Source organism: Cellulomonas sp. P4_A2 (assembly GCF_056402515.1).
On sequence record NZ_JBFUHG010000151.1, the window covers coordinates 1 to 415 of the forward strand.

Annotated in this window: 1 protein-coding gene; it reads right to left on the minus strand. The window is 65.1% G+C overall.

Going from position 1 to position 415, the window contains the following annotated elements:
* The coding region (locus tag AC1DUE_RS20490) for an MFS transporter (protein ID WP_477041241.1) at positions 1 to 415 on the minus strand (415 nt) is incomplete at both ends.

Genomic DNA, 415 nt, shown 5'->3' on the forward strand with positions numbered 1-415 from the left:
GATGACCAGTCCCAGAACGACGCCGAGGGCGAACGTCAGCCGCCAGCCGACGTCCTTGGGGAAGATGTCGGTATCGAGTGCGAGGACCGACAGGAGAGCACCACCCACAGTAACTGCCATTGATGATCAGGTCGACGCGGCCCCGGAACCTGCTGGGGATCAGCTCGTCGATGGCGGAGTTGATGGCCGCGTACTCGCCGCCGATACCGAACCCGGTCAGGAAGCGGAAGAGGAAGAACCACCAGACGGAGAAGGAGATGGCGGTGAGCGCGGTCGCCGCGAGGTAGACGGTGAGAGTGATCAGGAAGAGCTTCTTACGGCCGTGACGGTCCGTGAGCCAGCCGAAGAAGAGAGCGCCGGAGCAGGCGCCCGCCACGTAGAGCGCTGCCGCGACGCCCGTGACCTGAGCGCTGCT